The 240-nt window shown below is 68.3% G+C and carries 1 pseudogene; it reads right to left on the bottom strand.

Features of this window, described 5'->3' with window-relative positions:
* Positions 1 to 240 (bottom strand): annotated as a pseudogene (locus BN1121_RS19860) (diguanylate phosphodiesterase); the annotation flags it as partial.

The raw sequence follows: 240 nt of genomic DNA on the forward strand, positions 1-240 counted from the left end.
GTTGATAGACCAGGTGCAGGCGCTCCTGGCGAATGGCCTGGGGCAGAGCCTGCTCCAGGCGACGGCTACGCCGGATGCGGGCGGCGAGCTGGGGGTCGAAGGGGTGGCAGGCGATGCGCTCACGCTTGGCGTGGGCCAGGGCGGCCTCCGCATGCCCCAGCAGCTGCTCTACCTCGCGGCTCTCCCCTTCGGCATAGCCCAGATGGCATTCGATCTGGATCAGATGCTCCTGCACCTGGT

This window comes from Aeromonas diversa CDC 2478-85 (assembly GCF_000819805.1).
Classification (GTDB): domain Bacteria; phylum Pseudomonadota; class Gammaproteobacteria; order Enterobacterales; family Aeromonadaceae; genus Aeromonas; species Aeromonas diversa.